The organism is Micromonospora aurantiaca ATCC 27029 (assembly GCF_000145235.1).
Taxonomy (GTDB): domain Bacteria; phylum Actinomycetota; class Actinomycetes; order Mycobacteriales; family Micromonosporaceae; genus Micromonospora; species Micromonospora aurantiaca.
The window spans coordinates 3,423,425-3,447,971 of sequence record NC_014391.1; the positions used below are offsets into that span (position 1 = coordinate 3,423,425).

General features: G+C 74.6%; 27 protein-coding genes and 1 pseudogene. 13 read left to right on the plus strand and 15 right to left on the minus strand.

All coding sequences use genetic code 11. The annotated features are described in order from the left end of the window. Positions 1–73: 73 nt before the first annotated feature. Positions 74–547 carry a molybdenum cofactor biosysynthesis protein gene (locus MICAU_RS14995; protein ID WP_013286172.1) on the plus strand — a complete coding sequence of 158 codons (474 nt, stop codon included), beginning with the start codon at positions 74–76 and terminating at the stop codon, positions 545–547. Between the two features lie 148 nt (positions 548–695). After that, positions 696–1,259: a sigma-70 family RNA polymerase sigma factor gene (locus tag MICAU_RS15000; RefSeq protein ID WP_013286173.1), complete on the plus strand. Its 564-nt coding sequence runs from the start codon at positions 696–698 to the stop codon at positions 1,257–1,259. 125 nt (positions 1,260–1,384) lie between these two features. On the opposite strand, the gene MICAU_RS15005 is transcribed toward MICAU_RS15000, so the two are convergent. Further along, the gene (locus MICAU_RS15005) at positions 1,385–2,119 is read right to left on the minus strand and encodes a zf-HC2 domain-containing protein (RefSeq protein ID WP_013286174.1); all 735 of its coding nucleotides are present in this window, start codon (positions 2,117–2,119) and stop codon (positions 1,385–1,387) included. Positions 2,120–2,256: 137 nt separating this feature from the next. Here MICAU_RS15005 and MICAU_RS15010 point away from each other — a divergent pair, with 137 nt between their 5' ends. From MICAU_RS15010 to MICAU_RS15020, 3 genes are read left to right on the plus strand one after another with little or no spacing between them, the layout of a single operon-like run. After that, a complete protein-coding gene (locus tag MICAU_RS15010; RefSeq protein WP_013286175.1) occupies positions 2,257–3,459 on the plus strand; it encodes a D-arabinono-1,4-lactone oxidase in 1,203 nt (400 codons plus the stop codon). After that, positions 3,456–3,833 carry a sensory rhodopsin transducer gene (locus MICAU_RS15015; RefSeq protein WP_013286176.1) on the plus strand — a complete coding sequence of 126 codons (378 nt, stop codon included), beginning with the start codon at positions 3,456–3,458 and terminating at the stop codon, positions 3,831–3,833. Before MICAU_RS15010 ends, MICAU_RS15015 begins: the two co-directional genes overlap by 4 nt. Positions 3,834–3,887: 54 nt before the next feature. Continuing rightward, positions 3,888–4,967, plus strand: a complete 1,080-nt coding sequence (locus MICAU_RS15020; RefSeq protein ID WP_240322360.1) for an FUSC family protein — start codon at positions 3,888–3,890, stop codon at positions 4,965–4,967. 9 nt (positions 4,968–4,976) lie between these two features. Here the strand turns inward: MICAU_RS15020 and MICAU_RS32475 are convergent. Beyond that, positions 4,977–5,230 (minus strand): annotated as a pseudogene (locus tag MICAU_RS32475) (AMP-binding enzyme); the annotation flags it as partial. Between the two features lie 52 nt (positions 5,231–5,282). Here MICAU_RS32475 and MICAU_RS15030 point away from each other — a divergent pair. After that, the gene (locus MICAU_RS15030) at positions 5,283–6,410 is read left to right on the plus strand and encodes a CaiB/BaiF CoA transferase family protein (RefSeq protein ID WP_013286178.1); all 1,128 of its coding nucleotides are present in this window, start codon (positions 5,283–5,285) and stop codon (positions 6,408–6,410) included. 15 nt (positions 6,411–6,425) lie between these two features. On the opposite strand, the gene MICAU_RS15035 is transcribed toward MICAU_RS15030, so the two are convergent. Together MICAU_RS15035 and MICAU_RS15040 are read right to left on the minus strand one after the other, a co-directional pair. Next, complete coding sequence (locus MICAU_RS15035; RefSeq protein WP_013286179.1) at positions 6,426–6,842, minus strand: ASCH domain-containing protein; 417 nt, start codon at positions 6,840–6,842, stop codon at positions 6,426–6,428. Between the two features lie 17 nt (positions 6,843–6,859). Further along, on the minus strand, positions 6,860–7,879 hold the full coding sequence (locus MICAU_RS15040; RefSeq protein ID WP_013286180.1) for an aldo/keto reductase: 1,020 nt from the start codon (positions 7,877–7,879) through the stop codon (positions 6,860–6,862). A gap of 149 nt (positions 7,880–8,028) precedes the next feature. Here MICAU_RS15040 and MICAU_RS15045 point away from each other — a divergent pair, with 149 nt between their 5' ends. Then, positions 8,029–8,604, plus strand: coding sequence for a TetR/AcrR family transcriptional regulator (locus tag MICAU_RS15045; protein ID WP_013286181.1), 576 nt, complete (start codon positions 8,029–8,031; stop codon positions 8,602–8,604). Between the two features lie 8 nt (positions 8,605–8,612). On the opposite strand, the gene MICAU_RS15050 is transcribed toward MICAU_RS15045, so the two are convergent. Continuing rightward, complete coding sequence (locus MICAU_RS15050; RefSeq protein ID WP_013286182.1) at positions 8,613–9,491, minus strand: alpha/beta hydrolase family protein; 879 nt, start codon at positions 9,489–9,491, stop codon at positions 8,613–8,615. Positions 9,492–9,599: 108 nt separating this feature from the next. Here MICAU_RS15050 and MICAU_RS15055 point away from each other — a divergent pair, with 108 nt between their 5' ends. Next, positions 9,600–10,136, plus strand: a complete 537-nt coding sequence (locus MICAU_RS15055; RefSeq protein ID WP_013286183.1) for a GNAT family N-acetyltransferase — start codon at positions 9,600–9,602, stop codon at positions 10,134–10,136. Position 10,137: 1 nt separating this feature from the next. On the opposite strand, the gene MICAU_RS15060 is transcribed toward MICAU_RS15055, so the two are convergent. Continuing rightward, positions 10,138–10,548 carry an MmcQ/YjbR family DNA-binding protein gene (locus tag MICAU_RS15060; protein ID WP_013286184.1) on the minus strand — a complete coding sequence of 137 codons (411 nt, stop codon included), beginning with the start codon at positions 10,546–10,548 and terminating at the stop codon, positions 10,138–10,140. 166 nt (positions 10,549–10,714) lie between these two features. On the opposite strand from MICAU_RS15060, the gene MICAU_RS15065 reads away from it, so the two are divergent. The 4 genes from MICAU_RS15065 to MICAU_RS15080 all read left to right on the plus strand — a co-directional run bounded on the left by MICAU_RS15065 (position 10,715) and on the right by MICAU_RS15080 (position 14,671). Then, positions 10,715–11,830 carry a WD40/YVTN/BNR-like repeat-containing protein gene (locus MICAU_RS15065; protein ID WP_013286185.1) on the plus strand — a complete coding sequence of 372 codons (1,116 nt, stop codon included), beginning with the start codon at positions 10,715–10,717 and terminating at the stop codon, positions 11,828–11,830. Next, complete coding sequence (locus tag MICAU_RS15070; protein WP_013286186.1) at positions 11,827–12,123, plus strand: MoaD/ThiS family protein; 297 nt, start codon at positions 11,827–11,829, stop codon at positions 12,121–12,123. The genes MICAU_RS15065 and MICAU_RS15070 overlap by 4 nt, the downstream gene beginning before the upstream one ends. Before the next feature lie 102 nt (positions 12,124–12,225). Further along, positions 12,226–14,139 (plus strand): beta-propeller domain-containing protein, encoded by a 1,914-nt coding sequence (locus MICAU_RS15075; RefSeq protein WP_013286187.1) that lies wholly within the window; start codon positions 12,226–12,228, stop codon positions 14,137–14,139. 106 nt (positions 14,140–14,245) lie between these two features. Further along, positions 14,246–14,671, plus strand: coding sequence for a hypothetical protein (locus tag MICAU_RS15080; protein WP_013286188.1), 426 nt, complete (start codon positions 14,246–14,248; stop codon positions 14,669–14,671). 45 nt (positions 14,672–14,716) lie between these two features. On the opposite strand, the gene MICAU_RS15085 is transcribed toward MICAU_RS15080, so the two are convergent. The 9 genes from MICAU_RS15085 to MICAU_RS15125 form a co-directional block, all read right to left on the minus strand. After that, the gene (locus tag MICAU_RS15085; RefSeq protein ID WP_013286189.1) at positions 14,717–15,331 is read right to left on the minus strand and encodes a hypothetical protein; all 615 of its coding nucleotides are present in this window, start codon (positions 15,329–15,331) and stop codon (positions 14,717–14,719) included. Continuing rightward, positions 15,328–16,677, minus strand: coding sequence for a hypothetical protein (locus tag MICAU_RS15090; protein ID WP_013286190.1), 1,350 nt, complete (start codon positions 16,675–16,677; stop codon positions 15,328–15,330). The genes MICAU_RS15085 and MICAU_RS15090 overlap by 4 nt, the downstream gene beginning before the upstream one ends. Further along, on the minus strand, positions 16,677–17,471 hold the full coding sequence (locus tag MICAU_RS15095) for an ATP-binding cassette domain-containing protein (RefSeq protein ID WP_013286191.1): 795 nt from the start codon (positions 17,469–17,471) through the stop codon (positions 16,677–16,679). The genes MICAU_RS15090 and MICAU_RS15095 overlap by 1 nt, the downstream gene beginning before the upstream one ends. Before the next feature lie 75 nt (positions 17,472–17,546). Next, positions 17,547–18,365, minus strand: coding sequence for a hypothetical protein (locus MICAU_RS15100; RefSeq protein ID WP_013286192.1), 819 nt, complete (start codon positions 18,363–18,365; stop codon positions 17,547–17,549). Next, entirely contained in the window at positions 18,362–18,946 is a 585-nt protein-coding gene (locus tag MICAU_RS15105; protein WP_013286193.1) for an RNA polymerase sigma factor, read from the minus strand. The genes MICAU_RS15100 and MICAU_RS15105 overlap by 4 nt, the downstream gene beginning before the upstream one ends. A 64-nt stretch (positions 18,947–19,010) precedes the next feature. After that, positions 19,011–20,177, minus strand: a complete 1,167-nt coding sequence (locus MICAU_RS15110) for an SGNH/GDSL hydrolase family protein (RefSeq protein WP_013286194.1) — start codon at positions 20,175–20,177, stop codon at positions 19,011–19,013. Between the two features lie 74 nt (positions 20,178–20,251). Continuing rightward, complete coding sequence (locus MICAU_RS15115; RefSeq protein ID WP_013286195.1) at positions 20,252–21,091, minus strand: sugar phosphate isomerase/epimerase family protein; 840 nt, start codon at positions 21,089–21,091, stop codon at positions 20,252–20,254. Then, on the minus strand, positions 21,088–22,251 hold the full coding sequence (locus MICAU_RS15120; protein ID WP_013286196.1) for a dihydrodipicolinate synthase family protein: 1,164 nt from the start codon (positions 22,249–22,251) through the stop codon (positions 21,088–21,090). Before MICAU_RS15120 ends, MICAU_RS15115 begins: the two co-directional genes overlap by 4 nt. Next, positions 22,248–23,399 carry a Gfo/Idh/MocA family protein gene (locus tag MICAU_RS15125; protein ID WP_013286197.1) on the minus strand — a complete coding sequence of 384 codons (1,152 nt, stop codon included), beginning with the start codon at positions 23,397–23,399 and terminating at the stop codon, positions 22,248–22,250. The genes MICAU_RS15120 and MICAU_RS15125 overlap by 4 nt, the downstream gene beginning before the upstream one ends. A gap of 102 nt (positions 23,400–23,501) precedes the next feature. On the opposite strand from MICAU_RS15125, the gene MICAU_RS15130 reads away from it, so the two are divergent. Beyond that, on the plus strand, positions 23,502–24,521 hold the full coding sequence (locus tag MICAU_RS15130) for a LacI family DNA-binding transcriptional regulator (RefSeq protein ID WP_013286198.1): 1,020 nt from the start codon (positions 23,502–23,504) through the stop codon (positions 24,519–24,521). Positions 24,522–24,547: the final 26 nt, after the last annotated feature.

Here is a 24,547-nt window from a genome sequence, read left to right on the forward strand (position 1 = left end):
GCGGAGGGCGCGGATACGTGAGCGCGGCTATCGTCCGTTTTGGCGGTGGTATGCCCCCGATTAGACTTCGCGCATGCCGCGGATCGTCCAGTTGCTGGCCTCACCCGTGCACCGGTACGTGGGCCGCCCGGCGGACGGACCCGCCCCCGCGCCACCGGGCGAGCTGGTGGACCGGGTGGAGCTACACGCCGGGCTCGGCATCGTCGGTGACCGCTACTTCGGCCGTCCCGCGCACCGTCAGGCGAGCGTCACGCTGATCGCGCGGGAGTCGCTGCCGCCCGGCGCGGACCTCACCCAGCTGCGGCGCAACGTGCTCACCGAGGGCATCCCGGTGGACGATCTGGTCGGGCGCGTGCTCACGCTCGACTCCGGCGACGGCCCGGTCCGGCTGCGGGTGCACCGGGCCGCCCCGCCCTGCGCCTGGCTCGACGTGGTGGTCGCCCCCGGCACGTGGAAGGCGATGCGCCGCCGCGGCGGCGTCCGGTGCTCGCCGCTCACCGACGGCGTCCTGCGGGTCGGGCCGGTCACCGTCTCCGTTGACGACTGACAGCGAGGGAACTTTCCTGACCCGCCGGCCGACCAACCGGGGGTGACCGGACTCCGGCGCCGGCAGGAGGGACGCCACTGATGAACCGAGCGGGGCGCGCATCCGTACCGTCCGGCATGAGCATGCCGGACCGGCGGGCCGGCCGCGGATGAGCCCGGACGACGACGAGCAGGTGACCGGGTGGGCACGACGCGCCGCCCGGGGTGACCAGCTGGCCGCTGCCGCGTTCGTCAGGGCCCTCCAGGCGCCGGTGTGGCGTTTCCTCGCCCACCTGGCCGGGCCCGCCGAGGCCGACGACCTGGCCCAGGAGACCTTCCTGCGCGCGCTGCGCAGCCTGCCCGGCTTCGCGGGCCGGTCGTCGGCGCGTACCTGGATATTCACGATCGCCCGCCGGGTCGCGGTGGACCACGTGCGGGCGGCGACCGCCCGGCCCCGGGTCGCGGCGCTGCCGGACTGGCAGGCCGCCGCGGAGGCGGCCGGCGCGGTGACCGGCGGCGGGGAGGACGGGGTGGTGCTGCGCGGTCTCATCGCCACGCTGGCGCCGGACCGGCGGGAGGCGTTCGTGGCCACCCAGGTGCTCGGCCTGTCCTACGCCGAGGCGGCCGAGGTGTGCGGATGCCCGGTGGGCACCATCCGCTCCCGCGTGGCCCGCGCCCGGGAGGACCTGGTCGCCGCCTGGTCCGGCGACGCCCGCGACCGCCGGGCGCGCTGACACCACGACCGCCGAGAGCGCTGAGACACCACCGCCGAGGCCTGCGGGGACCGCGGCCGGCCGGGGCCCGACCGCGGCCGAGGGCCGCAGGGACGCCGCGAGCCGGAGATTCGCGCCGCGGGCCGTCAGGCGGCGCGCCGGTCGCGGGCCTGTGCGGGGTACGGGCCGGGCGGCACCAGCCGCAGCGCCGGCGCGGCCGGTTCCTCGGTCGGCAGCGCCCACCGGGATCCGTCCGGCCGGCGCTGACCGGGCGGGGTGTCGCCGGGGCGCCGGCCGAGGCGGGACAGCACCAGCATCACGGCCCAGCCGACCAGCAGGAAACCGTGGCTGACCAGCCGGGTCATCGCCACCTGCCCGGTGATCAGGTCGTTCACCGACAGCAGCACGAGCGTGGCGACGAACGCGCTGAGCATCGGCAGCAGGCCGGACGGGGCGGACCGGCGCGCGGCCACGTAGAGGAACCCGGCGCCGACTGCGACGTTCCACGCCGCTGACTCGTGCCACAGGTGCTGGCCGGAGGTGTGTGCGTGGGTGACGACCGCCTCCCGGCCGATCTGGGCCAGGCCGAGTACGAGCTGCACCGCGCCGAGCAGCCCGAGCGCCCCGCGCAGCCCGAGCGTGATCCGGTGGCGGCGACTGGGCCGGGGCGGGGGAGCGGCGGCCAGGACCGCGTCGACCAGGTCGGGCACCCGCGGGGCGAGCTGCGTACGGGCCCGCCGGGTCACCGACGCGGCCGAGTCGAACCAGCCGCGGCAGCCGGCGCAGCCGGTCAGGTGCGCCTCGGCCGCCTCGATCTCCGACTCGGACGCCTCACCGTCCAGCTGTGCCGACAGGATCTCCCGCCACTGCTCACACACCATGTAGGGATAGTCGTCGGGAGCGCCGCGCTGGTTCCCGGCGGGGTGCGGGTCACGCCGGGCCGCCCGGCGGCGGCGGTCACGGCGCGGCGGCGACTACCCCGGGCGGGCACGGGTAAGCCGACCGGGGAGGGGCCGCTGTGACACGCGAATTCGTGAACTGGTCCGGCAGTCTCCGCTTCACGCCGGCGGACCGGGCCGAGCCGGCCGACGAGGCCGAGGTGTGCGACCTGGTGCGCCGTGCCCGGGCCACCGGCGCCACCATCCGTCCGGTCGGTTCGGGGCACTCGTCCAGCCCGCTGGTGCGTACCGACGGGATCCTGCTCGGCCTGGACCGGCTGTCCGGCGTGATCTCCGACGACGGGCGGCTCGCGACCGCGTGGGCCGGCACCAAGCTCCGGGCGCTCGGTGAGGGGCTCTACGACGCCGGGCTGGCCATGGACAACCTGGGTGACGTCGACTACCAGTCGATCGCCGGGGCGACCGCCACCGGCACCCACGGCACCGGCATCGGCTTCGGGAACCTGAGCACCCAGGTCACCGGCGTACGCCTGGTCACCGGCACCGGCGACGTGCTGGACGTGGACGCGCGCCGCAACCCGGACCTGCTGCCCGCCGTCCGTCTCTCCCTCGGCGCGCTGGGCGTGATCACCCGGATCACGCTCGACGTGCAGCCGACCTATCAGCTGCACCGCCGTTCCTGGTGCACGCACCTCGACTGGACCCTGGACCACCTCGCCGAGCTCCAGCACACCAACCGCAACATGGACTTCTACTGGTACCCGCGCAGCGACCGGACGCAGATCCGGGTGATCAACCGCATCGACACGGACGCCGCGCCGGACCGGGCGGACGTCCGGTTGCCGGACGGCGAGCCCCGGCAGAGCCAGGTCGGGCCGACCCACCGCACCATTCCCCGGGACCGGGAGCTGCGCTTCGAGGAGATCGAGTACATGCTGCCGTCGGAGGCGTTCCCGGCGTGCTTCGCCGAGGTACGCCGCCGGGTGCGCGACCGGCACCGCCGGGTGGCCGCCTGGCGGGTGCTGGTGCGCACCATCGCCGCGGACGACATCTGGCTCAGCAACGCCTACGGCCGGCCCACCACCACGATCGCCTGCCTGCAGAACACCTCACTGCCGTACGAGGAGTACTTCCGGGACGTGGAGGCGGTGTTCCGGCACTACGGCGGGCGCCCGCACTGGGGCAAGAAGCACTGGCTCGGCGCGGGGGAACTGCGTCCCCTCTTTCCCCGCTGGGACGACTTCCAGGCGGTGCGCCGCCGGCTCGACCCGGACGGGGTGTTCCTCACGCCGGACCTGGCCCGGCTGCTGGAGGAGCAGTGAGCGCGCCCGTCGGCGCCCGGGTCTGGGTGGTGCCCGGCGGGCACGTGCCGTTCCCCGCGCACGGCCCGGAACCGGCGTTCACCGCCTTCGACCAGCTCTGCGTGCTCAACGCAGGTGACCGGGACGCCGCTGTGGAACTGGACTTCTACTACCAGGACACCGAGCCGGTGGGGCCGTACCGGCTGCTGGTCGGCGCCCGCCGCATCCGGCACGTCCGGGTCAACGACCTGATCGATCCGGAGGCCGTGCGGCTGGACCGGCCGTACGGCTGCGTGCTGCGCTCCCCGGTGCCGGTGGTGGTGCAGTTCCTGCGCCAGGACACCCGGCTGCCCGGTGTGGTGGCGCTGACCGGCACGATGGCGTACCCCGGATGAGATTCGAGCGGTCGGCCGCGGGTACCCCGGTATATGCGGGCTGCCGTCGACCGGGTGCGTGATGTGGGTCTGACCGGTCACCGGAGGCTGCGGACGTACTTCCTCGTGGCGGTCCAGGCCGGCCTGGCCGCCGCGCTGGCCTGGACGGTCGCCCGGGAGGTGCTCGGCAACCCGGACCCGACGTTCGCGCCGGCCGCGGCGGTGAGCGTCATCGCCGCCTCGCTCGGCAACCGCACCCGGCGGACCGTGGAGCTGGTGGCCGGTGTCGTGCTCGGCATCGTCGTCGGTGACCTGCTGGTGAGTCTCCTGGGCACCGGGCCGTGGCAGACCGGCGTGATCGTGTTCCTGGCGGTCACCGCGGCGGTGCTCGTCCGCGGCACCGGCGCGCTCGTCACCCAGGCCGGCGGTACGGCGGTCCTGGTCGCCACGCTGACCCCGGTGTCGCCCGACCTGGAGCTGCCCCGGACCGTCAACGCGCTCGTCGGCGGTGTGGTCGGCCTGCTCGTGGTGCTGGTGATCGCGCCGTTGAACCCGCTGCGCGCGGTCCGCCGCGTCGCCGACCCGGCGCTCGACAGGTTCGCGTGCCAGATGACCGCGTCGGCGGAGGCGCTGGCGCGGGCCGACGTGCGCGCGGCCGACGAGGTGCTGGCCCGGATGCGCGCCGCCGAGGCGGAGCTGGACCAGATCGACGAGATGGTCACCGCCGCCGACGAGGTGGTGCGGTTCTCCCCGGTGCGCTGGCGGCGACGGCGGGCCCTGGCCGCGTACCGGCACGGCGCCGAGCACCTGGACCGGGCGTTCCGCAACAGCCGCGGCATGGTCCGCCGGATCGGCACCACGTTGCGGGACCGGGAGCCGGTGCCGCCGCAGCTACCAGCCGCGCTCGAGCACTTCAGCGAGGCGATCCGGCTGCTGCACCGGGAGTTCCTGGCCGCCGAGGAGCCGGTCGCCGCCCGGGAGCGGGTGCTGCGCGCGGTGCGCGACGCGGGCGAGGCGTGCCGGCAGGACATCGGCTTCTCCGGCACCATCGTGGTCTCGCAGTTGCGGACCGTCGCCAACGACCTGCTGCGCGCCACGGGCGTGCCGCCGGACGAGGCCCGCCGGCTCGTCCGCCGGGCGGCCGCGGCCCGCTGAGGCGGCCGGTCACGCCTCGGTCAGGCGGGACTTCTGCACCTTGCCCATCGCGTTGCGGGCAGCGCGCCGACCAGCCGTACCTGCCGGGGGCGTTTGTGCGCGGACAGGTGCCGCGCCACGAAGTCGATCAGCTCCGTCTCGGCCACTCCGTCGCCCACCACGTACGCGGTCACCTGCTGGCCCAGGTCGGGGTGGGGCGTGCCGACCACCGCGGCCTCCCGGACACCCGGGTGGGCCAGGAGGGCGTCCTCGGCCACCCCTGCCGGGCGTGCCGTCGGGTATGTGTCATCGTGGTCGGCGGCGAGGGAGGGTGGCATGTCGGGTCCGTTGCGCGGGGTGCTGGTCGCCGACTTCTCCCGGATCCTCGCCGGGCCGTACGCGACCATGCTCCTGGCCGACCTCGGCGCCGACGTGGTCAAGGTGGAGGCGCCCGGCGGGGACGACACCCGCGGCTGGCTGCCCCCGGTGCGCGACGACGTGGCCACCTACTACCTGGCGGTCAACCGCAACAAGCGATCGCTGGTGCTCGACCTGACCGATCCCGGCGACCTGACGCTGGCCCACCGGTTGGCCGACCGGGCCGACGTGCTGATCCAGAACTTCCGCCCGGGCGCGCTGCGCCGCTTCGGCCTCGACCACGGCACGGTCACCGCCCGCAACGCCCGCCTGGTGTACGCCTCGATCAGCGGCTTCGGCGACGCCGGGGGCGCCGACCTGCCGGGGTACGACCTCATGGTGCAGGCCGCCGCCGGGCTGATGAGCCTCACCGGGGACGCGGACGGCCCGCCCTACAAGGCCGGGGTGGCGGTGTTCGACGTGATCGCCGGGCTGCACGCGGCGGTCGGGATCCTGGCCGCGCTGCGGCACCGGGAGGAGACCGGTCGCGGGCAGCACGTCACCGTGGACCTGCTCTCCTCGGCGTTGTCCGGGCTGGTCAACCACGCCAGCGCGTACGTCGCGGGTGCGGCGGCGCCGCACCGGATGGGCAACGCGCACCCGAGCATCGTGCCGTACGAGCCGCTGCCCACCGCCGACGGCGAGCTGGTGGTGATCGCCGGGAACGACGGCCAGTTCCGTACCCTCTGCGGGGTGCTCGGCGTGCCGGAGCTGGCCGGCGACGCGCGGTTCCGCGGCAACGCCGACCGGGTCGCGCACCGCGACGAGCTGCGGCCGCTGCTGGTGGCGGCGCTGTCCCGGCGCGGCAGCGCGGACTGGTTCGCCGAGCTGCGTGCCGCGGGCGTGCCGTGCAGCCCGATCAACTCGGTGGCCGAGGGGGTGGCGCTGGCTCAAGGGCTCGGCCTGGAGCCGGTGGTGACGACCGGCGGGGTACCGGGGATCCGGAATCCGATCGGCCTGTCTGGGGCGCCACCTCGCTACGACCTGCCGCCGCCGGAGCTGGACGAGCACGGCGCCGAACTGCGCGCCTGGCTCGCCGCGGAGTGACCAGCCCGGCCGCCGTCAGAGCGTCTCGACCAGCCGGAAGCGTTCCAGCACGGCCGGGGTGTCGTCGTCCACTGTGAACCCGGGGTCGCCGAGCCAGCCGCGGTAGTCGTCGCCGTGCCAGAACCGTTCGTGGCCGGCGCGCCAGGCGGCGACCGTCTCGAACCCCTCGCCCTCGTCCCGGGCGTGGTCGAGGTCGACGTCGCCGAGGCGGGCGACGCGGACCTCGACCAGCTCGATCACCGCCACCGGCCGGCCGTCGGAGTCGATCACCGCCGAGCGGGTGCCGACGGCCGGTAGCGGCTCACCGTCGATCTCGTAGTCCTGGAGCAGGCCGGTGGTGGTGGTCTTGCTCCCGTCGAGCACCGCGGCGACGAGCTGGTCGCGCAGCGGGCCGGGGAAGGCGAACTCGAAGGTGGGCAGCTCGGCGTCCATGCGCGGCAGCGTAGCGGTCAGCGGCGGCGCAGCGCCGGGTCGAGCAGGGCGGGCGGGGTGTCGTACTTCTCCTCCGGGGCCAGGTCGACGCCGGGGGCGACGATCGCGTCGATCGCGTCCAGGACGTCGGCGTCCAGGACGGTGCCCGCGGCGGCGAGCTGGCTGTGCAGGTGTTCCGGCGTGCGCGGACCGATGATCGCGCTGGTCACGGCGGGGTGCGCGGTGACGAAGCCGAGTGCGAGCTGGATCAGCGTGAGTCCTGCTTCGTCGGCGACACCGGCCAGCCGTTCCACCGCGTCGAGCCGGGCCTGGTTGGCCGGGACCGTGGGGTCGAAGCGCTGCGGCATGAACGTGGACCGGTGGGTGGTGATCTCGCGGCCGGCCCGGATCGCCCCGGAGAGCCAGCCCGAGGCGAGCGGGCTCCAGACCAGGACGCCGAGCCCGTAGTGCTGTGTGACCGGCAGGACGTGTGCCTCGATGCCGCGTTGCAGGATCGAGTAGCTGGGCTGCTCGGTGACGTACCGGCCGAGGTGGTGCTCGCGGGCCGCCCACTGCGCCTCGACCAGGCGGTGGGCCGGGTAGGTGGAGGTGCCGAAGTACCGGATCTTGCCGGCCTGCCGCAGGTCGGTCAGCGCCGACAGCGTCTCCTCGTCGCTGGTGGCCGGATCCCAGCGGTGGATCTGGTAGAGGTCCACGTGGTCGACGCCGAGCCGGCGCAGGCTGTCCTCCAGTGCGGTGACCAGCCAGCGCCGGGAGCCGCCCCGGCGGTTGCGCTCCTCGCCCATGGGCAGGGCGGCCTTCGTCGCCAGCACCACGTCGTCGCGGCGGCCGGCGATCGCTCGGCCGACCATCTCCTCGGAGATCCCGTTGCCGTAGGCGTCGGCGGTGTCGATCAGGTTGATCCCGGCGTCGAGTGCGGCCCCGACGAGCGCGGTGGCCTCGTCCTGGGTGGTGCGCCCGATCGGGCCGAGGTTCATGGCGCCCAGCGCGAGCGTGCTGACCTGTACGCCGGTGCGGCCCAGGGTGCGGTACTGCATGGGGTGTCCCTCCGGTGGCCGCGACGGGCGCGGCCTGACTCGGTGATCTCTCGTCCCGCCTGGCATGATGGCCATGCGGAACATTGCTCCGGTAACGATACGGAACGCTGTTCCGTTTGACAACCGCAGTCCAGGAGAGGACGCCGAACGTGACCGACACCACCGGGCCGGGCCGACGCCGGGCCGACGCGCGGCGCAACCAGCGCTCGCTGCTCGACGCCGCCGCCGCGGTGTTCGTCGCCTCCGGCGTCGAGGCCCCGGTACGCGACATCGCCGCCGCCGCAGGCGTCGGCGTGGGTACGGTCTACCGGCACTTCCCGACCCGCGCCGACCTCGTGGTCGCGGTGTACCGGCACCAGGTCGAGGCGTGCGCCGAAGCCGGCCCGGTCTGCCTGGCGCAGGCACCCACCCCGTACGCCGCGCTGACCCGGTGGATCGACCAGTTCGTCGACCTGCTGGTCACCAAGCACGGGCTCGCCGCGGCGCTGCGCGCGGACAGCGGGCAGTTCGACGCGCTGCACGGCTACTTCGTCGACCGGCTGGTGCCGGTCTGCGCCGCTCTGCTGGACGCCGCGGCCGAGGCCGGCGAGATCCGCCGGGACGTCGACGCGTACCAACTGCTGCGCGGCGTCGGGAACCTCTGCATCGGCGCGGACAGCGATCCCCGCTACGACGCGCGCCGGCTGGTCGGCCTGCTGCTCGCCGGGCTGCGGTACCGGGACTGACCGCCTGCTCAGCCGGCGGGCGGCAGCCGCCGGTCGAGCCAGTCCAGCAGGACCCGTTCGTACTGCGGGCTGACGCTGTCCAGATCCTCGCCCTCGCCGAGCGTGGGGGCATGGTCGCAGCCGGCCAGCCGGGCCACCGTCAGCTCGGCGTCGCGCGCCGCCCGCCGCCACACCGCGAGGCTGTCCTCGATCGGGATCCACGCGTCGGTCTCGCCGTAGCAGAGCAGCACGGGGCACGTCAGCCGCGCCAGCACCGGCGCCGGGTCGTAGTCCATGTCGGTCCAGGTGCCGGGCGTCGCGGGCAGTTCGTTCGGCAGGAACGCCAGCGGGAACCACCGGCGGCGGGCCGCCGCGTCGATCGCCGCCTGTGCCTCCGCGCGCGGCACGTCGCCGCGCTGGAATCCCTCGGCGACGCGGCGCAGCTCGGCCAGCTCGGCGAGGTCGGCCGGGCCGTAGCCGTTGCGGCGGAGCTGCTCGGCGGTGCCGTGGCGCATCTGGACCGCGGGGCTCACCGCGCTGCACCCCACCAGCACCAGGAAGTCGACCGGGTGCCGGACGGCGGTCAGGGCCGCCGCCCACGCGCCCTGGCTGAAACCCCACAGCCCGACCGGCGGCGACCCGACGTGCCGGCGCAGCTCCGCCACGGCCGCCGACGCGTCCTCGGCCTGGTCGGCCAGCGGCACGTCGTGTCCGTCGATCCGAGGGCGGCGGTCGTAGCGCAGCACCGCGATCCCGGCCGGAGGCAGCAGCCGGGCCAGATGGGCGTAGAGGAAGTAGGAGTGCTGCTCGGCGTGCGAGCCGTGCAGCACCACCAGGCCGCCGCGTACCGGCCCGGCCGGCAGGTCGAGGACCGCCGGCAGGCCCGCCGTGCCGACTGTCGTCTCCATGCCGGGCAGTGAACCACGAACCGTCCCGCCCGGTGGTCCCGGCCGCCGTCCGGGACACCCGCGTGCGTACGCTGACCAGGTACGCCGCCGCGACCGTGGAGAACCGCCATGACCAGCCCCGCACCCCGTACCGTCCGGGTCGCCCGTCCCGAAGACGTGGCAGCCCTCGTCGACCTGATCGAGTCGGCGTACCGGGGTGAGCGCAGCCGGCAGGGCTGGACCCACGAGGCGGACCTGCTGGCCGGGCAGCGCACCGACCCGGCGATGGTGACCGCCGCGGTCACCGGCCCGGACGGCGTGGTGCTGGTCGCCGAGCAGGACGGCGACCTGGTGGCCTGCTGCCAGCTGGAGCGCCGCGACGACCACGTCTACTTCGGGATGTTCGCTGTCGCGCCCGGCCGGCAGGGCGGCGGCGTGGGCCGGGATCTGCTGGCCGAGGCCGAGCGCTACGCGGCCGAGCAGTGGCACGCCGGTGAGATGCGGATGACCGTGATCGTCCAGCGCGACGACCTGATCGGCTGGTACGAGCGGCGCGGTTACGTCCGCACCGGCGAGCTGAGCCCGTTCCCGTACGGCGACGAGCGGTTCGGCGTGCCGCTGCGGGCGGACCTGGCGTTCGAGACGCTGCGCAAGAAGCTCGGCTGACTCAGCCCGGCCGGTCGACGAGCGCGACCAGTTTCTTCGGGGCCAGCACGCAGTAGCTCTCGGTGAGCAGTTCGGCGACCTCGGTCCCGTCCGTGTCCGCGTCCAGCCGCAGGCCGACCACGTCGGCGGCCCAGTCCGGCTTGAAGAAGTGCGGCCCGGCCGCGAGCAGCCCGGCGATCTCGTCGCCGGGGGAGCGGAACGTCATCACGCAGACCGGCTCGTCGGTCGCCGCGGCCCGTGCGTACGCCGCCTGGTGGCCCGGGTCGACGGTGAGCACGTGGGCGAACGTGCGGCCGCGGACGCGCCACCGGACGCCCACCCAGGCCGCCTCCTCGTAGGTCTCCGGCAGGCCGAGGCAGACCGGCCGCAGGCGGTCGAGGTGCTCGGGCGGGACGTCTCCGGGGCCGGTCATGCGCGCAGGCTAGCCGCACCCCCCGACATTCCGGCCGCACCGGCGTGGCGGCGCCGCCGCCGCCCGTCCGACCGGGAAATGTCGTAGCCGGGGAGTACGACAGCGATGAGTTTCGGTGAGCCGCACGGTCATTGCGGGGAGAACCCCTCGGACGAGAGGACGAGACATGAGCGGCGTACGAGTACTGGTCGGAACGCGCAAGGGCGCGTTCATCCTGACCTCGGACGGCAAGCGCGACGACTGGACCGTCGACGGGCCGCACTTCGGCGGCTGGGAGATCTACCACCTGACAGGTTCGCCTGTCGAACCGGACCGGCTGTACGCGTCCCAGTCCGGCGGCTGGTTCGGGCAGCTGATCCAGCGCTCGGACGACGGCGGCCGGACCTGGACGACGGTCGGCAACGACTTCGCCTACAGCGGCGAGGTGGGGCAGCACCTCTGGTACGACGGCACTCCGCGGCCGTGGGAGTTCAAGCGGATCTGGCACCTGGAGCCCTCCCGCCACGACCCCGACACCGTGTACGCGGGCGGCGAGGACGCCGCCCTCTACCTGTCCACCGACGGCGGCCAGAAGTGGTCCGAGCTGACCGCCCTGCGACAGCACCCGACCGGCCCGTCCTGGCAGCCCGGCGCGGGCGGGATGTGCCTGCACACGATCCTGCTCGACCCGGCCGACCGGGACCGGATCTACGTCGCGATCTCGGCGGCGGGCGCGTTCCGCAGCGACGACGCCGGCGCGAGCTGGCTGCCGATCAACAAGGGGTTGCGCTCGGGCGAGATCCCGGACACCGACTCCGAGGTGGGGCACTGCGTGCACCGGCTCGCCCAGCATCCGTCCCGGCCGGACACGCTGTTCATGCAGAAGCACTGGGACGTCATGCGCACCGACGACGCCGGCGCGAACTGGCGGGAGGTCAGCGGCGACCTGCCGACGGACTTCGGCTTCCCGATCGCGGTGCACGCGCACGAGCCGGAGACGGTCTACGTGGTGCCGATCACCAGCGACTCGCTGCACTACCCGCCGGAGGGCAAACTGCGCGTCTACCGCAGCCGTACCGGCGGTGAGCACTGGGAACCGCTGACCGAAGGGCTGCCGCAGTCGCACTGCTACGTCAACGTGCTGCGCGACGCGATGGCCGTCGACACGCTCGACCCGTGCGGCGTCTACTTCGGCACCACGGGCGGTCAGGTCTACCACTCGGCCGACGGCGGCGACACGTGGGCGCCGATCGTGCGGGACCTGCCGGGCGTGCTCTCGGTCGAGGTCCAGGTGCTGCCGTGATCCGGGTGGTGCTGCCGGCGCACCTGAAGAACCTGGCGCACGTCACCGGCGAGGTCCGCGTCGAGGTGGCCGGGCCGCCCACCCAGCGGGAGGTGCTCGACGCGCTGGAGACCGCGTACCCGATGCTGCTCGGCACGATCCGCGACCGGCACAGCGGGAAGCGCCGGCCGTTCGTCCGCTTCTACGCCTGCGAGCTGGACCTCTCCAATGAGTCCCCGGACGACCCGTTGCCGGAGGAGGTGGTCGCCGGCAAGGAGCCGTTCATCGTGCTCGGCGCGATGGCGGGCGGTTGAGCGGCACGGCCGGTGGTCGAACGGCACGGCCGGGAACCGTGCTCGTCACCGCCACGTCTGACCGGCATGACCCGTCACGGATCCCGGACGTTTGGATGGACGATGGCCGCCGCGCTGGCTCTCGCCGGCTGCACCGCGTCACCGCCGGCCGCCGACCCGCCGCCCACCGGGCGGGTCGTACCGGCCGGCGGGCTGCGGCTGGTGGCTTTCGACGGCTGCGACGAGGCGCTGCGGCAGCTCCGCACGGCCGCGAAGGCGGCGGTCGGCCCGTGGGGTTTCGGCCCGGACGTACGCATGCAGTTCAGCGCGGAACGGGCGGCGGTCGGCGGCGCCGCCAAGGACGCGGCGTCGGCGTCCACGCCCGACTTCTCCGGCACCAACGTGCACGAGGCCGGCGTGGACGAACCGGACCTGGTCAAGACCGACGGGCGGCGGATCGTCACGGTCAGCCGGGGCGTGCTGTCGGTGGTCGATCCGGCGAGCCGCCGCGTGACCGGCCGGCTGGCGCTCGACCGCGATGCCGAGCGGTTCTCCGGCGACGAGGGGAGCCTGCTGCTGCACGGTGACCGGGCGCTCGTGCTGCTGCACGCCGGACGGACCGTCAAGGGCCCCGTACCGGACGGGCAGACGCGCCCGGGCGCGACCCCGCAGGCCCGGCTCGTCCTGGTGGACCTCGCCGGACCGCCCCGGGTGGTGGGGGAGTACCGGATGGACGGTCTCCTGGTCGACGCCCGGCAGTCCGGCGGGACCGCCCGTGTGGTGATCCGGTCCGCGCCCCGGCTCGACTTCCCGTACCCGTCCGGTCGCCGGACCGACGCCCAGCGGATCGCCGCCAACCGGGCGGTCATCGACAAGGCCACGCTCGACGACTGGCTGCCCCGCTACGAGATCCGCGACAGCGTCCGGACCGTCGGCACGGGGCGGGTCGGCTGCGACCGGGTCAACCGTCCGGCCGGATTCTCCGGCGCGTCGATGGTGACGGTGCTCAGCTTCGACCTGGGCGCGGCTGCGCTCGGTGCCGGTGACCCGGTCACCGTGGTCGCCGACGGCGACACCGTCTACAGCAACGGCGCACGCCTCTACGTCGCCAACGACCACCGCTGGCGGATGTGGCGGGGCGGACCGTCCGGGGCACGTGACACCAGCACCGAGATCTACCAGTTCGACACCGCGGCGGGCACACCACGCTTCGTCGCCGCCGGGTCCGTGCCCGGCTGGCTGATCAACCAGTACGCGCTGTCCGAGTGGGACGGTCACCTCCGGGTGGCGACCACGACGGGTGACACCTGGGGGCGCGGCACGTCCTCGCAGTCCGGCGTCTACGTGCTGCGCGCCGACGGTGCCACGCTGAAGCGGGTCGGCGCGGTGACCGGCCTGGGCAAGGGCGAGCGGATCTTCGCGGTGCGGTTCGTCGGCGGCACCGGGTACGTGGTCACGTTCCGGCAGACCGACCCGCTGTACGGCGTGGACCTGCGCGATCCGGCCGCGCCCCGGGTCACCGGCGAGTTGAAGATCAACGGGTACTCGGCGTACCTGCACCCGGCCGGCGACGGCCGCCTGATCGGGGTCGGGCAGGACGCGACGGACCGGGGACGGGTGACGGGCACCCAGGTGTCGCTGTTCGACGTGGCCGACCCGGCCCGTCCGGCGCGCATCGCCCAGCACCACGTCCCGGGCGGCTGGTCCGAGGCGGAGCACGACCCGCACGCGTTCCTGTACTGGGAGCCCGAGCGCCTGGTGGTGCTCCCGGTGCGGCAGCCGGGCGTGGTCACCGACCGCGCCGACGGCACCAGGCGCCCGCCGTCCGGCGGTGTGCTGGCGCTGCGCATCGGCGACAAGGGCTTCACAGCGGCCGGTGCCGTCGACCACCCGGGCGTCCTGGCCGACGGCGGCGAGTGGGCGCCGATCCGCCGCTCGCTGATGATCGACGGTGTGCTCTGGACGGTCTCCGACGCCGGTCTCAAGGCGACCGCCCTGTCCGGCATGACCACCCTGGGCTGGGTGCCGCTGACCTGACAACGACGGAGGAGGAAACCCGCCGCCGACGGACGGAACCGCCGGCCTGACGTCGACCCGGGGAAAACCCGTCGCGACGGCGGGCGCCGTCCCGGATGATCGGGCCGTGCGCATCCGGCTGCGGCGACTGTGGATCGACGGGCGCGCCTTCACCTGGCGGGCGGAGATCCGCGAGGTACGGGGCGACACGGACTGCCACCGCTGCATCCGGCTCCGGATCTGGGGCGGCGGGAAGACGGGCCAGGCGCTCCAGGCAGATCTGCTGTCGACCACCTGGGGGACGCGCTGGTCGCCCTGTGCCGTCGACGACGCCTACCCGACCTCGGCCGACGTACGCGCCGTCATCGAGTACGCCCTGCGGCACGGATGGCAGCCCGATCGGCGCGGCGGCACGTACCGGCTCGCCGAGCGGGAGCACGCGGCCCGGTTCCGGTTGCCCGGATTCCTGCTCACCGACCGGCTGCGTGGACCGGAGGGCGGTGACCCGACGCGGCGCGTCGTGTCGGCGTGGGCCGCCGCGGACAGCGACTGACCGGACCTCGCCGCGCGCTGTGGGCGCGCGACGAGGTCCGGCACGTCACTGTTCCAGCGCCGCCTCGGCGGCCGCGACCTGCGGTCCCACCCGCAGCGCGTACGCGACGACGCCGCCGAGGAGGAACGTCGTGGCGGTGACCGCGGCGATCCGGTTGCCCGGCTCCTGCGCCATCCACAGCGCGACCTGCCGCCACTCCGGTCCGCCCGGTGCGGCCAGGAAAGCCCCCAGCGCGGCCCAGGCGGTCGGCACCTGCCAGGCGGCCCGCGCGCCGGCGAGCGCGGCCCCGAGTCCGACCAGCCCGGTCAGCCCGGCCGTGTTGCGGGCCAGCACGGACAGTGGCCCGAAGTCGGCGCCGAGCATGCGGGCGGCGGCCAGCAGCCCGACCACCGCCGCGCCGTACGCGAGCAGGTGCCCGGCCCGGCGCGGCGCCCAGGACCACGCGGCGGTCCGCTCCAGCGCCGGGTCGGTGCCGGCGAGCGTCGGCCCGAGCGGTGCCACCGCCATCGCGGTGGTGAGCACGGCGAGGCCGGCGGGCACCTCGGGACGGTCGGTGAAAGCGGACCAGGCGGCGGTCATCACCGCGACGGCGACTGCCGATCCGGCCAGGGCGGCGGGTAGCCGGCGGGACCGCACGTACAGCGGCAGCCAGCGGGTCACGGCGCGGCCCGGCCGGTGAGCGCCGGCATCAGGTCCGGCTCGCACCGCGCGGCCGCGTCCCGCAGCGCGGTGACCCGCCGCAACTGCTCCGGCTCGGGCAGCGCGCGCAGTTGCCGCACCCCGGCCCGGATCTCCTCCTGCTGCTCGTCGGCGTACCGGTATCCGGTCCAGGAGTCCCACAGCCGCACGGTGTCGGTGTCCAGCAGCCAGGCCGCGACGATCGCCGGGGCGATGTCGTCGCCGCTGCGCCCGCAACCGGACCACCGGGTGCCGCCGCCCATGGCGATGCGCTCGGCCACGTCCGCGGCCCGGCCGGTGTCCGGATCGACCTCCAGGTGGAACTGCACGGTGCCGGGTGTGGGCTTGGGCCGGTGCCACTGCTCGCTGTCGTTGCTGCCGATGGTGTCCAGCCGCAGTTCCACCGCGCGGGTCGGCGCGTTCGGCAGCTTCGCCAGCGCGTGCAGCCCTCGGCGGGCCTCGGTGGTGACCTCGGGCAGCAGGTGCGCGTTGACGGCGGTGACGCACACCTGCGGCGTGCCGTCGGCGCAGACGTAGCGGCGCGCTTCCGCATCGAGCTGCCAGATGCCGGCGGGGCCCGGTACGCCGATCAGCAGGAGAACCGCCACACCACCGGCGAGGCTCGCCGCCGCGCCGGCCCTGGTCAGCCAGGATTTGCCTGCCGCCAGCAGCAGGCCGGCCAGGACCAGCCCGGCGCCCAGCACGAGGCGGCTCAGCAGCAGCCGGTCGGACAGCGTCTCCCACGGGGTGTCCGGCGGCCAGGAGATCATGAGGGACGCGTTCGTCAGCCGGCTGCCCGTACCGCCGAGCATGGCCGTGCCCTCCTGTGCGACCAGACCGGCGGCGGCCAGCAGCGGCGGCAGCAGCGGTGAGGACCACAGCCGGCCGACCGCCACGCCGACCCAGGCCGCGCCCACCAGCACCAGCACGTCGATCAGGGGCCCGGCGAGTCCGCGTACGCCGAGGTGGGCGCCGCCGGAGGCGACCACCGCCGCGCTGGCGGCGAGCACGAGCAGGTGCGCGGCCGCGACGGCGACGCCGAGCGCTGCCATCGCTGGTAGCGCGCGCTGCCAGCGGGGCCGGCCGGTGCTGTTCATCAGTTCCTCGGCGCGGGTACGCCGGTCCCGGCGGCCCAGCACCGCGCCACCGGCGAGCGCGAGCGGCATCAGGAAGAACACGTCGGAGGCGTGCACGTAGCCCAGCCGCAGCCACTGTCCCTGCCAGAAGCTGTACATGCTGGCGGTGCCGAGGGCGCCGACGGCCAGCAGCAGCACCGCCACGGCCGGCGCGTTGGAGCGGCGCAGTTCGATGCGTACCTGTCTGATCATCAGGCGCTCCGGTGCTGCTTGAGGAGGTGCGAGTAGCCGCGCTCGGCGGCGCTGTCGCCGACGCCGCCGGTCTCGCCGTGGCGGATCAGGTCGGCGGGCAGGCCCTGGAACACGCGGGTGCCGTGGTCCATCAGGATGACGTCGGAGCAGGCCGCCACCACGTCCTCCACCAGGTGGGTGGAGACCAGCACGCAGGCGTCCGCGCCGAGTTCCCGGATCAGCTCACGGAACTCGACCCGCTGTTCCGGGTCCAGGCCGACTGTCGGTTCGTCGAGCAGCAGCAGGTCCGGTTCGTTCACGATCGCCTGGGCGATGCCGGCCCGGCGCAGCATGCCGCCGGACAGCGACTTGAGCTTGGCGTCGGCCCGGTCGGTGAGGCGTACCCGGTCGATGGCCTGCTGGGCCGCGCCCGGCACCGCCGACGCGGGCATCTCCCGCAGCCAGGCCACGTACTCGACGTACTCCCGGACGGTGAACCGGGGGTAGTAGCCGAACTGCTGCGGCAGGTAGCCGAGCCGGCGGCGCACCGGCCGCAGCTCACGGGACGCGGTGGCGTCCGCGCCGAGCAGCCGCAGCACGCCGTCGTGCGGCTTGACCACTGTGGCGAGCGCACGCATCAGGGTGCTCTTGCCGGCGCCGTTCGGGCCGAGCAGCCCGTGCACGCCGGCACCGAGCGTCAGGCCCAGGTTGTCGACTGCGAGGTGCCGCCCGGCCTTCACCGACAGTCCCACCGCCTCGATCCGCCAGGCGTGCCGGGTCGGCGCCACCTCGTCGGCGCTCACTGCGCGTACCAATGTCGTCTCCTTCTTCGGGCAGGGTCGGTCGCGGCACCGGACGGGCGCCGTGTCGTGGTGGTGCGGTTTTCGGGGTCAGCGCCAGGCGGCGGGCCGCCGCAGGTGTTCGGCGCGCAGCGTGGTCAGGAGGGTGAGCACGGCGGCGGCCGCCGCCCAGGCGGGCATGGTGGCGGGCCGGAGCAGGGCCTCGGTCGCGGCGGCGGCGCGGGCCGCGTCGGCGTCGCCGGTGAACGACACGGCCGCGACCACGGTGAGCCAGCCACCGCCGAGGACGGCGGCGGCCAGCGGCACGCCGACGCGGCTGCCGAGCAGCAGCGTCGCGGCGGTGAACGTCAGGCAGGGCAGCAGCCACAGCGCGGGGTTGCGGCCGACCGCCAGCCCGGCCACCGCGAGCACCGGCGCGACCAGGAGCAGAACCGCGAGGGTACGGCGAAGCAGCAGTTCCAGCCCGGCGCGGGCGGTGCCGGCGATCACCTCCCAGTTCGGGTTGGCGCGGCGGGACCAGGCCACCGCGAGCCCTGCGAGCGGTGCCACAGGTGCCAGCAGCAGCACCGCCGAGGGCTGCTCCGGGTAGTTGCGGTCCAGCAGCACCGCGGCGAGGATCGCCGTGCACGTCATGGCCGCCCACGCCAGCAGCGACCAGTCGGTCCAGCGCAGCCACCACTGTCGCAGCGGGCGCCGGCGCACCGGTCGTGGCCCGGTGCGGGCCTGTTCCAGGATCGCCTCCCGGGCGTCGCCGAGCAGGGCGCGCAGTGGCGGGGCGGCCAGCTCGCCGAGCCGGTCGCGGCACTCGGCGCAACCCTCCAGGTGCACCTCGATCGTCCAGGTGGCGGCGTCGTCGGGGCTGCCCGCCGCGTACGCGGCCAGTGCCGGCGGGGGAACGTGAGCGGTCATGCCAGTGCCTCCCGTAGGGCGTTGCGGGCACGCCGCGCCCGGCTCTTCACGGTGCCCTCGGGCACCCCCAGCAGGACGGAGGTCTCCCGGACGGTCAGCCCGTCCAGGACCATGGCGGCGAGCACCGCCCGCAGCTCCGGTGCGAGGGCGTCCAGCGCGGCGCCCACCTCCGAGCCGAACGACCCGGCGAGCGCCTCGTCCTCGGCGGCCGGCGCGCTGCGGACCGGAAGCACGTCGGTCGGCACCTCCTGCACCCGGGCGCGGCGGCGCAGCGCGTCGACCAGGCGCCGGGCCGCGATCGTCCAGATCCATCCGGCGGCCGAGCCACCCGGCGCGTCCGCGCCGCCGGAGGGCCGGATCCCGCTGAACGAGCCGGCGGCCCGCCACACAGTCAGGTACGTGTCCTGGAGGACCTCGGCGACGATGCCGTCGTCCGCGCACCGCCGCCGCAGCCGGATCGCGAGCCACGGCGACGTACGCCGGTACAGCTCGTCGAACGCGTCCAGGTCGGCGCGCGCGACCCGCCGCAGCAGCCGCTCCTCGTCCTGTCGACTTCCTCCCACGCTCAGTTGGTCGTTCACGGCAACTCCGACGGATCACGGCGCGGCGTGACCTGGGTCACACCGCGCCGTGAGGGGCCGTCAGTCATTCCGCTGCGGCGAACGGTCCCTTCGGGCCGAACGCCAGCGCGGCGAACCGCTCGCCGATGCGGCGGTCGGCGGCCGGGTCGGGGTGCAGCTCGTCGGGCAGCGGCAGGGCGGCGTAGTCGGCCTCGCCGTACAGCTCCAACCCGTCGAGGTAGTGCAGGTTCGGGTCGGCGCCGGACCGGGACGCCACGATCCGGGCCAGCTCGGCGCGGATGACGCGCAGCGTGAGCCGGCCGGTGGCCACCTCGGCCGGGTCGCCGGTGGCCCGGAACCGGACCTTCCCGTCGACGAACTCGACCGCGCCCGGGCCGGGCGTGTCCTCCTGGATCGGGCACAGGACCGACGACACGACCAGCAGCGGCGTGTGCGGATGTCCCTCCCGGATCGTGTCCAGGAAGCCGTGCACGGCGGGGCCGAACGCGCGCAGCCGCATCAGGTCGCTGTTCACCACGTTGATGCCGATCTTGACGCTGATCACGTCGGCCGGGGTGTCGCGCATCGCGCGGGCGGTGAACGGGTCGAGCAGCGCGCTGCCGCTGAACCCCAGGTTGACCAGCTCCACGCCGGCGAGCGTGGCGGCCACGGCCGGCCAGGTGCCGGTGGGGCTCTCCGCGTCCGAGCCGTGGCTGATCGAGCTGCCGTGGTGCAGCCACACCCGGCGGCCACCCGTGTCGGCCGGCTCGACCGGCGCGTCCGTGCGCAGCGCCACCAGCTCGGTGATCTCCCGGTGCGGCAGCCAGATCACCACCTCCTTGTCGGCGGCGGGCAGGTCGGTGAAGCGCACCGTGCCGACCGGACCCGGCTCGACGCCGGACGTGCCGGCGGCCAGGTCGATGGTGAGCACCTTGCCGCCGTCGGCGGTGGCCTGACCGGCGAGACGGCCGTCGACGACCAGGTCGTAGCGGCCGTCTGGACGCGGGCCGGTGCCCCGGTAGACCATCCTCGTGGGCAGCACGTCCAGCTCCACGACTGTGGCGCGGGTACGGAACACCAGCCGTACGCCCGACGGCATCGCTTCGGCCATCGTCAGCTGCGGGTCGGTGTTCTGTGCCCGGGCCCACGCGGGCAGCCGGTGCGGCAGCACCCCGTCCGCTGTCTGTTCCAGGTCGAGCGCGCCGCGCAGCAGGTCGGTGGTGATCGGGGTGGTGATGTGCGGGGATGGCATGATCCCGATCCTGCCCCCGGATCCCGGGGGGTGGCCACCTGATTAGTCCGACAGACCGGACTCGTCACGCTGGGTCAGTCGGTGAGCACCCGCTCCACGTAGCGGGCGATCATGGTGGCGAGGACCCGGTCCGGGTCGGTGGCCCACACCTCGGCGTTGAAGATCTCCACCTCGACGTCACCGGTGTACCCGGCGGCCTCCACCGCGTGGCGCAGCGGCGGGAAGTCGATGTGCCCGTCGCCCATCATGCCGCGGCCCAGCAGCACGTCGGCCGGCAGCGGGGTGAGGAAGTCGCAGACCTGGAAGCTCGCGATCCGTGCCCCGGCGCGGGCGATCTGCCGCCACACGTCCGGATCCCACCAGACGTGGAACGTGTCCACCACGACGCCGACCTGCTCGGCCGGGAACGCCTCGGCCAGGTCGAGCGCCTGCCCGAGCGTGGACAGCACCGCCCGGTCGGCGCAGTACATCGGGTGCAGTGGCTCCAGCGCGAGGCGTACCCCCCGCTCGCGGGCGTACGGCGCAAGCTCGGCCAGCGCGTCGGCGACCCGCTGCCGGGCACCCGCCAGGTCGCGGGAGCCGGGTGGCAGGCCGCCGACGACCAGCACCAGGCAGGCGGCGTCCAGCGCGGCGGCCTCGTCGATCGCGCGCCGGTTGTCGGCGAGCGCCTCGACCCGGCCGGCGTCGTCGGCGGCGGTGAGGAACCCGCCCCGGCACAGCGACGACACCCGGAGCCCGGCATTCGCGACGAGCCGCGCGGCGGCCGGTACGCCGATCTCGGCCACCGGCTCGCGCCACAGCCCGATCGCCGGGATGCCGGCGCGTACGCAGCCGTCGACCGCCTCGGCCACCGACCAGCGCTGCGTGGTGCGCTGGTTGAGCGACAGCCGCGCCAGCCGGGCATCGGCGGTCATCCGGGCACGCCCGCGACGTCCAGGTACGCGCGCATCCGCCGCGCCGCCAGGTCCGGGTCGCGCAGCAGCCCGGCGGCGTCGGCCAGCCGGAACGCCTCGACCAGGTGCGGGACGCCGCGCCCGCCGTGCAGGCCGCCGACCATGGTGAAGCCCGGTTGCCGTCCGTTCAGCCAGGACAGGAACGCGATGCCCGTCTTGTAGTACGGCGTGGGCGGGGCGAACAGGTGCCGGGACAGCGGCACCGTCGGGTCGAGAATCGCCCGGAACCCGGCCGGATCGTCCGCGTCGAGCCGTCCCAGCGCGGCCGACGCGGCCGGGGCGATGGCCGCGAACGCTCCGAGCAGCGCGTGGCTGAACCGCTTACCGTCGCCCTCGATCAGCTCCGGGTAGTGGTAGTCGTCGCCGGTGTAGACCTTCACCGCGGGCGGTAGCAGCTCCCGCAGCCGTACCTCCCGGCCGGCGTCCAGCAGCGACACCTTCACCCCGTCGACCAGGTCGGCGTGGGCGTGCACCAGCGCGGCGAACGTGGCGGTGGCCTCGTCCAGGTCGGTCGAGCCCCAGTAGCCGGACAGTGCCGGGTCGAACATGTCGCCGAGCCAGTGCAGCACCACCGGCGTGCCGGCCTCCCGCAGCACCCGTTCGTAGACGCGCAGGTAGTCCTCCGGGCCGGTGGCGAGCGCGGCGAGGTGCCGGCTGGCCATCAGCACCGGCGTGGCGCCGTACTCCTGGACGACGGCGACCTGCTCGGCGTACGCGGCGACGACCTCGTCGAGCGTGCCGGGCACGCCGATGAGCTGGTCGGTGCCCGCCCCGGCGACGATCCGCCCGCCGCACGCGGCGGCCTCGGCGGCGCTGCGCCGGATCAACTCGCGGGTGGCCGCCCAGTCCAGCCCCATCCCGCGCTGCGCGGTGTCCATCGCCTCGGCCACCCCGAGGCCCCACGACCACAGGTCACGCCGCACCGCGAGCGTCGCGTCCCAGTCCAGCCCCGCCGGGCGGCCGGGGGAGTTGTCGGCGTACGGGTCGGCGACGACGTGCGCGGCCGCGTACGCGATCCGGGTTGCCGGTGGCCCGGACGGCCGTCGCCACGCGGGGGGTTCCCGCAACGTCAGCCGCTCGGTGCCGCCGCCCGGTGCGGGAAGCGTGATGTGCGTGCTCACCGGGGGATCTCCTCGATCGTCACCCGCCGCCCCTCGCGGGCCGAGCGCAGCCCGGCCTCGGCCAGTTGCACGCCCCGGGCGCCGGCGAGGAAGTCCCACGGGAACGGCTCGTCGTCGACGACGTGGCGCAGGAAGGCCTCCCACTGCACCTTGAACGCGTTGTCGTGCTCGCCGTTGTCCGGCACTGTCTGCCACTGCGCGCGGAACGCCTCGGTGACCGGCAGGTCGGGGTTCCATACCGGCATCGGGGTGGCGCCCCGGTGCTGGATACGGCAGTCGCGCAGCCCGGCCACGGCGCTGCCGTGCGTGCCGTCGACCTGGAACTCGACCAGTTCGTCCCGGTGTACGCGGACCGCCCAGGAGGAGTTGACCTGCGCGACGATGCCGCCGGCCAGCTCGAAGATCCCGTACGCGGCGTCGTCGGCGGTGGCCCGGTAGCGGGTGCCGGTCTCGTCGACGCGCTCGGGGATGTGCGTGGCGGTGACAGCGGTGACGGCGGTGACCGGGGCGATGATCTGCTCCAGCACGTAGTGCCAGTGCGGGAACATGTCCAGCGTGATGCCGCCGCCGTCCTCGGCGCGGTAGTTCCAGCTCGGGCGCTGCGCGGCCTGCCAGTCGCCCTCGAAGACCCAGTAGCCGAACTCGCCGCGCACGGACAGGATCCGGCCGAAGAAGCCGCCGTCCACGAGTCGCTTGAGTTTGCGCAGGCCGGGCAGGAACAGCTTGTCCTGCACGACGCCGTTGCGGACGCCCTTGGCGGCGGCGAGCCGGGCCAGCTCCAGCGAGGCGAGGAACCCCTCGGCGAGCGGCTTCTCGGTGTAGACGTGCTTGCCGGCCTCGATCGCCGCCCGGATCGCCTTCTCCCGCTGGGTGGTCACCTGCGCGTCGAAGTAGATCTGGTGGGCGTCGTCGGCGAGGGCCGCGTCCAGGTCGGTCGTGTACGCCGACAGCCCGTGCCGCCCGGCGATCTCGGCGAGCCGGTTCTCGTCGCGGCCCACGAGTGTCAGCTCGGGCCAGATCCGGCTGCCGTCGCGGGCCGGTACGCCGCCCTGTTCGCGGATGGCGAGCAGGGACCGGACGAGGTGCTGCCGGTAGCCCATCCGGCCGGTGACGCCGTTGAGGATGATGCCGACGGACGTGCGTTCCACTGTGCCTCCCGGCGGTGAATGCGCTTTCAGTAAGCGCTTTCAGGGTGCTACCGTAGCCACGCCGGAACACCGGGTCAAGACGTTCCGCAGGGAGACGCATCGATGTCGCACGTGACGCTGGAAGACGTGGCCAGGGCGGCCGACGTCTCACTGGCAACCGCCTCCCGGGCCCTCAACGGCAGGCGCGTCACCCCGCACCTGCACGACCGCGTCCTGGCCGCCGCCGCACGGCTCGCGTACACCCCGAACGCCCACGCCCGCGCGCTCGCCGGCGCGTCCCGGCGCAGCGTCGGCGTGGTCTGCCACGACGTCACCGACCCCTACTTCGCCGCCGTCGCCGGCGGCGTCATGCGCGTCGCCGCCGACAACGACCTGCTGGTCATGCTGGCCAGCACGTTCCGCGACCCGGAACGGGAGATCGCGTACGTGTCGATGCTGCGCGCCGAACGCGCCCCGGCGATCCTGCTCATCGGCTCCGGCTTCGAGGACCCCCGCTGGGAGCGGGCCATGGCCGCCGAGCTGGCGCCCTACCTCGACGGCGGCGGCCGGGTCGCGGTGGTCAGCCGGCACCGCACCCTGAAGGTCGACAGTGTCCTGCCGGAGAACCGGGCCGGCGCCGCCGAGCTCGCCCGCGCGCTGCTCGGCCTGGGGCACCGCCGCTTCGCGGTGCTCTCCGGCCCGCCCGAGCTGACCACAGTCGCCGACCGGCTCGGCGGGTTCCGCGACGAGCTGGCCGCCGCCGGTGTCACGCTCGACCCGGGCGCGGTGGCCGAGGCGGCGTTCACCCGCGACGGCGGCTACCGGGCGATGACCGAGCTGCTCGACCGCGGGCTCGACGCCACCTGCGTCTTCGCGTGCACCGACGTGATGGCCGTCGGCGCGTACGCGGCGTTGCGCGACCGCGGGCTGTCGGTGCCCGGCGACGTCTCGGTCGCCGGTTTCGACGACATCCCTGTCGTGCGTGACCTCACCCCGCCGCTGACCACAGTGGCGCTGCCGCTGCACCGGCTCGGCGAGGAGGCGATGAAGCTGGCCCTGACCGAGAACGCCGGTCGCCGCCGCCGGATCGTGCGCCTGCCCGGCGAGGTCGTGATGCGGGCCAGCACGGCGCCGGTCGCCTGATCCCGGCCGGTAGGGTGCCGTCATGA